The sequence below is a fragment of the Dellaglioa sp. CoH-56-MRSF-11 genome, from assembly GCF_056782135.1.
Genome location: NZ_JBXAYE010000012.1, coordinates 1 through 3,254, shown reverse-complemented (window position 1 = coordinate 3,254; position 3,254 = coordinate 1). Strand labels below are relative to the sequence as shown.

Genomic DNA, 3,254 nt, shown 5'->3' with positions numbered 1-3,254 from the left:
TGGAAGAGAGTGGATTCGAACCACCGAACCCGAAGGAGCGGATTTACAGTCCGCCGCGTTTAGCCTCTTCGCTACTCTTCCATATCAGCTTTATCCGACTTAACTATCATACAAATAAATGGATTAAAAATCAAGCTTTTTTTTCAATTATTTTAAATTAATTATTTGTAACGTAAATTTCCACTCATCGAAGAACGTATTTTTCGTCCATTCGTTATATTTTTTCCGCCCATATCCCACTGGCTTCGTATAATACGTCGTTTCATTAATTTGAATAGGATCATGTTTGATATGGAGGTGCCCAAATAAAACTTTTTCTACTTTATAGTATTCTAACAGATCTCCCATCTTTTGACTACCTAACATGCCGTTTGCAACGTTCCAGAAACGATTATCATTATTAATTTTAATATACAATTCATTAGGTACAAAATGAGTCATAAATATTATTTTTTTATTTAATTGTTTCGCATCACTCAATAATTTTTCAGTTTGTCTTAAACTTAATTTAAATCTCTCGACATCTGGCATTGGTTGAACAATTTTACGATCGATCCAATAGTTTGTTTTCCAATGTAGCATTTCTTTATCAGACCGTTTTAGCTGTTTTGAGTAACTGTAATCGTACCATCCATTATTACCTATAATACGCCATTCAGTGCCGGAGATATCCAAATATTGATTATGGAGATAAGAATCATTCACTACACTTTCTAGCTCATCAAATGTTATATTTTTAACCATGTCATGGTTACCTGCAATAAATAAGACAACAATTTTATTATTTAACTTTCTTTTCAGTCTAATAATATAATCAATCGTTTTATTAAAATCATTAAATAAATCTCCTGTAATAAGATAATACTCAATATTTTTCGCTAATAGATAATTTACTTGTTCATCAATAATTATATCCACATCAACTTTATTAATATCAAAGTGATTATCACTACTAGTTGCAATAATTGTCATGTTTCCCTCCAAAAAAAGATATGTTAATTAAAATTAACATATCTTTCATTAAAAATCTATTTAATTAACGCCTTCCATTAATTTATGAATTCTTGGAATAAAGAAACTCAACATAATACCAAAGGCAACAGTAATTCCACCAACTACAGCAAAGTACATTGATTCAGTAGCGGGTGTGTATAACCGAACAATTTGTGAATTCAATGCTTGAGCAACAGCATCACTCAAGAACCAAACACTCATCATTTGAGATTGAAAACTTTTTGGTGCAAGTTTAGTAGTAATTGATAAGCCAACTGGAGAAACCAAAACTTCACCAAGCATAACCATCATCCAACTTGCAACTAACCATAATGGGCCAACTTTAGTATCTGTTCCAAAAAGAACACCAGGGAGCATCATCCAAAGGAAAGATGCTCCAGCAAATACTAGACCAATTGAAAATTTAGCTGGAGAACTAGGTTGTTTCGATCCTAATTTAACCCATAACCAAGCAAATATTGGAACATAGATTAATATGAATAACGGATTCATACTTTGAAAGAAACTAGCTGGGAAAGTGAACCCAAAAGCACTTAACTGCGTTCTAGTTGACGCAAACATTGCTAAAACAACTGAACCTTGTTCTTCAATTGACCAGAATAAGATACTGGCAATAAATAACGGAATATACGCTGTAAGTCTTGATCGTTCAATTTTTGTTGTTTTCTTACTTGTTAACATCATTGTAAAGTAATAGACAGGGATGATAACTGCAAGAATTGTGATTAAAAGAATGACATTCGTAATATTTAATGATTTAAATAGGAACATGATAACTAAAATTAAAGCTAAAGCTATAACACCGATTGAAGATTTTTTAAGAATAGTTGATAATTCGTTAGGTTGAATAGGGTCATTAGGATATAAACTATCTTTTGTTAAATATTTTCTTCCGTCAAAGTAATATTGAACTAAGCCGAAAAACATCCCAATAGCTGCTAATGAGAATCCAACGTGGTAATTATATTCTTGACCAACCCATCCAACTAGCAACGGTGCAATCAAAGCACCAATATTAATCCCAGATACAAAGATACTGAAACCAGAATCACGTCTTGGATCCTTACTATTGTATAATCCACCAACCATTTCAGAAACATTAGGTTTTAACAACCCTGTTCCCAATACGATTAACGCGATAGATATGAATAAAGCAACTGATTTAAAGGGTGTTGCAAGAACAATATGTCCTAGCATTATTAGTATTCCACCAATAAACACTGTTTTTCTACTACCCCAAAGGCGATCACTAACGAAACCTCCAATGACACCTGATAAATAAATTAATGATCCATAAATGGACATAATTGACATGGCTGTAGCTTGATTATAACCAAGCCCATCCACTTCTGAAATCATATAGTATAAAAGAATTGCTCGCATTCCGTAATAACTGAATCGCTCCCACATTTCTGTAAAAAATAGTGTTGATAATCCTCTAGGATGACCAAAAAAGGCCGTATCTTTATTTTTCATGGACTTCCTCCGATATAAATCTAGTATATGTATTTTAATGCATTACACATTATACAATGTATATATATCAATAGTCAAATCAAATTTTTACTTATATCTCATCATTTACTACTTGTTTTATCATTTAACGTCTTTCTAATATGTGAAAAATTTTATATCCATTATTAAGTAATAGTGTAACAAAAAATGCTCTATAGTATCTGCTATTTTTGCTAGAACAATCTATCAAGTGACTAAGTATTTTATCCGGTTCATTTTAGAAGCACGCGAAAACGTTAAAGTAATCGTTACTTATATAAACTATACGTATCCCAAGTTTACGAGAACTTTGTTATTCCCGAACGCCATAGTTGTTTACGATCAATTTCACATTTACAATGCACTTATGCATGCATTTAATAAAACTTGAATTCAATTTTTTAAAAAAATTGTTTACTCATTTTAATTTAACATGAAGACTATGTGAAAAACGCTATTAACTATCCTTATTCTAATAGCCTACTTGAAGGAAGGGACTAACAATAAATTGAAAATTATTAAACGTAATGCCTACGGATTTAGTGATTTTAGGAACCGTGTTTCCTTTGTAATGAGAAATAAAACTATAAAAAAAGGTGTTGTCACTTTGTGACAACACCTTTTTTTATATTCAGCAACGGTCGTAAAATTTTATTGTTTTATTTTTAATAGCATGGCAACGTCCTACCCTCGCAGGGGGCGACCCCCAACTACTCTTGGCGCTAAGAAGCTTAACTTCTGTGTTC

The 3,254-nt window shown here is 31.8% G+C and carries 4 protein-coding genes and 1 tRNA gene; 2 read left to right on the top strand and 3 right to left on the bottom strand.

Annotated elements, in window-relative coordinates; translation table 11 throughout:
* The 3 genes from AC1RPT_RS07575 to AC1RPT_RS07565 all read right to left on the bottom strand — a co-directional run bounded on the left by AC1RPT_RS07575 (window position 1) and on the right by AC1RPT_RS07565 (window position 2,490).
* A tRNA-Tyr gene (locus AC1RPT_RS07575) sits at window positions 1-81 on the bottom strand.
* 66 nt (window positions 82-147) lie between these two features.
* Window positions 148-972, bottom strand: a complete 825-nt coding sequence (locus AC1RPT_RS07570) for a metallophosphoesterase (protein WP_481761866.1) — start codon at window positions 970-972, stop codon at window positions 148-150.
* 60 nt (window positions 973-1,032) lie between these two features.
* Window positions 1,033-2,490 carry a peptide MFS transporter gene (locus tag AC1RPT_RS07565; protein ID WP_481761865.1) on the bottom strand — a complete coding sequence of 486 codons (1,458 nt, stop codon included), beginning with the start codon at window positions 2,488-2,490 and terminating at the stop codon, window positions 1,033-1,035.
* A 193-nt stretch (window positions 2,491-2,683) separates the two neighbouring features.
* On the opposite strand from AC1RPT_RS07565, the gene AC1RPT_RS07560 reads away from it, so the two are divergent.
* Both AC1RPT_RS07560 and AC1RPT_RS07555 read left to right on the top strand, forming a co-directional pair.
* The gene (locus tag AC1RPT_RS07560; protein ID WP_481761913.1) at window positions 2,684-2,899 is read left to right on the top strand and encodes a transposase; all 216 of its coding nucleotides are present in this window, start codon (window positions 2,684-2,686) and stop codon (window positions 2,897-2,899) included.
* Window positions 2,900-2,992: 93 nt separating this feature from the next.
* Window positions 2,993-3,121, top strand: coding sequence for a transposase (locus AC1RPT_RS07555; protein WP_481761864.1), 129 nt, complete (start codon window positions 2,993-2,995; stop codon window positions 3,119-3,121).
* The last annotated feature ends 133 nt before the right edge of the window (window positions 3,122-3,254 follow it).